Below are 4107 nucleotides of genomic sequence, written 5' to 3'. Positions count from 1 at the left end.
TCCGCTCGTACATGTCGAAGAGGTTGCCGTACTTCTCCTCGACCTTGGCGCGGCCCATGCGGCGGATGGCGTCGGCGAAGTCGAGATACACCCCCTGGCCGCCGGGGCCCACTCCCCTGCCCTCGTCACAGACGTTCTTGGCGGCGCGGGAGGCGATGTCGCGGGGGACGAGGTTGCCGAAGGAGGGGTAGATCCGCTCCAGGAAGTAGTCGCGCTCGTCCTCGGGGATCGCGGCGGGGGGCCGCCGGTCGCCGGCGGCCTTGGGGACCCAGATGCGGCCGTCGTTGCGCAGGGACTCGCTCATCAGCGTGAGCTTGGACTGGTGGTCGCCGGTGCGCGGGATGCACGTGGGGTGGATCTGGGTGAAGCAGGGGTTCGCGAAGTAGGCCCCGCGCCGGTGGGCCCGCCAGACGGCGGTGGCGTTGGAGTTCATCGCGTTGGTGGAGAGGTGGAAGACGTTGCCGTAACCGCCGGTGGCGAGGACCACGGCGTCGGCGTAGTGGGTGGAGATCCGGCCGGTGATCAGGTCGCGGGCGACGATGCCCCGGGCGCGCCCGTCGACGACGATCAGGTCGAGCATCTCGGTGCGCGGGTGCATCTCGACGGTGCCGGCGGCGATCTGCCGGGAGAGGGCCTGGTAGGCGCCGAGCAGGAGCTGCTGTCCGGTCTGGCCGCGGGCGTAGAAGGTGCGGGAGACCTGGACGCCGCCGAAGGAGCGGGTGTCGAGGAGTCCGCCGTACTCACGGGCGAAGGGGACGCCCTGGGCGACGCACTGGTCGATGATCTCGACGGAGATCTGGGCGAGGCGGTGGACGTTGGACTCGCGGGCGCGGAAGTCGCCGCCCTTGACGGTGTCGTAGAAGAGACGGTGCACCGAGTCGCCGTCGTTGCGGTAGTTCTTCGCGGCGTTGATGCCGCCCTGGGCGGCGATGGAGTGGGCGCGGCGCGGTGAGTCCTGGTAGCAGAACTGGACTACCTGGTAGCCCTGTTCGGCGAGGGTGGCACCGGCGGAGCCGCCGGCGAGGCCGGTGCCGACGACGATGACGCGGTGCTTGCGGCGGTTGGCGGGGTTGACCAGCTTCGCCTCGAAGCGGCGGGTGTCCCAGCGGTCGGCGATGGGTCCCGCCGGGGCCTTGGTGTCGGCGATCGGCTCGCCGAGCGTGTACGCGGGGTGGTTCATGGTCAGTTCACCAGTCCGGTCATGACGGCGACGGGTACGGAGACGAAGCCGGCGGTCAGGGCGAGCGCGAGGAGGTCGGCGAGGGCCCTCAGGAGGCGCTCGCGGCGGGCGCTGCCGACGCCGAGGGTCTGGGCGGCGCTCCAGAAGCCGTGGCGGATGTGGAGGCCGACGGCGAGCATGGCGACGAGGTAGATGACGTTGCCGTACCAGGTGGAGAAGGTGTCGACCACGTTCTGGTACGGCTTGCCGGCCTCGAAGCCGCCGGGGTGGACGGTGCCGGTGGTGAGGTCGAGGACGTGCCAGACGATGAAGAGGGCGAGGACGACGCCGCCCCAGCGCATGGTCCGGGTGGCGTAGGAGGCGCGGCGGCGGCGGTGGACGTAGCCGGTGGGGCGGGCGGCGATGCCACGCCTGCTGAGCTGGTAGGCGGAGACGGCGTGGGCGAGGACGGCGGCGAGGAGGAGGACGCGGACGGCCCACAGGCCCCACGCGTGATGGAGGACGGGGGCGCCCATCACGCGCAGCCAGTGGCCGTAGGCGTTGAACTCCTCGGGGCCGAAGAAGACCTTGAGGTTGCCGGCGACGTGGGCGACGAGGTAGCCGAGCATGATCAGGCCGCTGACGGCCATGACGGTCTTCTTGCCGATGGTCGAGGACCAGAATCCGCGTGACGGGGTGGAGGACGGCGTGCGGGCGGCCGTCCGGTCCCTCGGGGGTGCCAGAGCCATGCCTCGACGCTACGGCCCGGATCGCCGAGTGGTCCAAGACATGGTGCGGCTGATCTCGATAGGCCCCGCCTATGCGGAGGGGGACATGAACGGTCGACAGTGCCCCTCGTACCCGGCACAGTGGTCGGCCGTGACGAGCAGCGAACTGTGGACCCGTGAAACCGCCGACCGCTACGACGCCGAGGAGGCCGAAGCGTCCTCGGCCGCCGCCCTCGGACCGACCCTCGCCTTCCTCGCCGAGCTCGCCGGAGAAGGCCGGGCTCTGGAGTTCGCCATCGGAACCGGACGGGTGGGAGTCCCCCTCCGGAAACGCGGCGTACCGGTGGTGGGCATCGAACTGTCCGAGCACATGGCGGCGGTGCTGCGGCGCAAGGTGGACGAGGAGACGCTCCCGGTGATCGTGGGGGACATGGCCACGACCGTCGTCCCCGGCGAGTTCTCCCTGGTCTACCTCGTCTACAACACCATCTCGAACCTGCTCACGCAGGACGAGCAGGTCGAGTGCTTCCGCAACGCCGCACGGCATCTGGAGCCCGGCGGCCGGTTCGTCATCGAGCTGGGCGTGCCGCCGCTGCGGCTCCTGCCGCCCGGTCAGGTCGCGGTGCCGTTCGACGTCTCCCAGCGGCATCTCGGCTTCGACACCTTCGACCTGGTCGAGCAGATCCTCGTCTCGCACCACTTCACCCGCGACGGCGACGACGGCCGCTACCGCCGCGCGAACTCCCGGCACCGGTACGCCTGGCCGGCGGAGCTCGACCTGATGGCACGGATCGCCGGGCTCGAACTGGAACGTCGCGTCGCGGACTGGGACGGGTCCCCGTTCACCCAGGACTCCGCGAAGCACATCTCCGTGTGGCGCAAGCCGGCCTGAGGCCGGCCACCGGGCCGGCCCCGGGCCGGAAGGACCTCGTGCGGCCGGGGCCGGACTCCAGGGCTCGGTCCGCTCGGCCGGGCGGCGCCGGCCGGTCATGCCCGAGCCGGAGCCGCGCTCCCGCGGCAGATGTCCGCCCGACTGTCCCGGCCGTCGCAGCGGCGCCGGCCGGGACAGCGCATCGGTGTTCTCAGTCGCTGATCTTGACGTACGTCAGGTGGGACCGGCTGCCCCGGAACTCCGACCCCTCGAGCGTGGAGCCGCCGGTCAGCCCGTTGCCGGGACCACCGCCCTGCAGGATCGCCTGGACGCGGATCGTTCGCGCCCCCTGCGCCGGCGTCACGGTGATGAGCCTGGACAGCGGTGTGGGCCCGTTGATGCAGTGCTGGAACCGGGTGGTGGGCGACGCCGAGAACTGGTGCTGGGCCGAGTGGCGGCGCCCGAGCTCGGCGCCGGTCCCGTCGATCAGGCGCACCGTGGTCCACAGGTTGGTGGTTCCCGCGTCGTCGACGGTCGCACAGATCTGTGTGTTGATGTCGCCGACCACCAGGTACACCCCCGGTTCGGGAAGGGTGAGCCGCAGGTCGGTGTCGGCCCAGGCGTTGCTGGTGCGGGTCGGCAACAGGTTGACGTCGGGGACAGGCCCCACCTGGCCATGACGAGGCGTCAGGTATGCCTTGACCGAGTAGGTCTGGGGGCAGTCATCGGCGTCCGGGGCGTTCACGACGACGTCGATCGACTGCCGGTCGTCGGCGATACGGCGCGGCGCCGGGCCGGTGATCCCGGTGACGCGGGTCTGCGGGACGAGCAGTCCCGACGCGGTGGAGGTCAGCGCGTTGCAGCGGGCCGGGTTGATGGGCGTGTCGGTGCACGGGTCGCAGGGCGCGGGCCCGGGCGGGGGGCAAGGATCGCAGGAGGGCGTCCGTTCGACGCAGACGGTCACGGCGTCGGTGTTGTCGCCGGGGCGGGGGTCCTTCTCGTTGGCGGTGGCGGTGGCCGTGTTCTCGAGCGGTCCCGGTTCCGTGGCCTTGGCGTGGAGGGTGAGGGTGGCGGTGGCACCTGCGGCGAGGTCACCGACGGTCCACCGGCCGGTGGCCGGGTCGTAGGTGCCGGGGGAACCGCTGGCGGACAGGAAGGTGAGGTCGCCGGGGAGCTGGTCGGTGACGGTGACGCCGGTGGCCTGGTTCGGGCCGGCATTGCGGACGGTGACGCGGTACGTCACGACCTGGCCGACGGTGACGGTGGTGGCGTCGGCCGCCTTCACCACGCTCAGGTTGGAGGCCGGCCGGATCTGGGTGACCGCCTCGTCGGAGGTGGCGGTCAGCGGC

The 4107-nt window shown here is 71.5% G+C and carries 3 protein-coding genes and 1 pseudogene; 1 reads left to right on the top strand and 3 read right to left on the bottom strand.

Annotated features, from left to right (window positions below):
• Positions 1-1180 (bottom strand): succinate dehydrogenase (quinone) flavoprotein subunit (gene sdhA, locus RIF68_RS29645; RefSeq protein WP_309054360.1); only part of this gene is annotated, 1180 nt, incomplete at its 3' end.
• 2 nt (positions 1181-1182) lie between these two features.
• Complete coding sequence (locus RIF68_RS29640; protein WP_309054359.1) at positions 1183-1908, bottom strand: succinate dehydrogenase; 726 nt, start codon at positions 1906-1908, stop codon at positions 1183-1185.
• Between the two features lie 130 nt (positions 1909-2038).
• Here RIF68_RS29640 and RIF68_RS29635 point away from each other — a divergent pair, with 130 nt between their 5' ends.
• On the top strand, positions 2039-2779 hold the full coding sequence (locus RIF68_RS29635; protein WP_309054361.1) for a class I SAM-dependent methyltransferase: 741 nt from the start codon (positions 2039-2041) through the stop codon (positions 2777-2779).
• A gap of 901 nt (positions 2780-3680) precedes the next feature.
• On the opposite strand, the pseudogene RIF68_RS29630 reads toward RIF68_RS29635, so the two are convergent.
• Positions 3681-4107, bottom strand: a pseudogene (locus tag RIF68_RS29630) (DUF11 domain-containing protein); the annotation flags it as partial.

Source organism: Streptomyces sp., assembly GCF_031178505.1.
In the GTDB taxonomy this organism is placed as follows: Bacteria; Actinomycetota; Actinomycetes; order Streptomycetales; family Streptomycetaceae; genus Streptomyces; species Streptomyces gulbargensis.
Note: the sequence above shows the minus strand (reverse complement) of the source record. Positions and strands in the feature narration are given on the sequence as shown.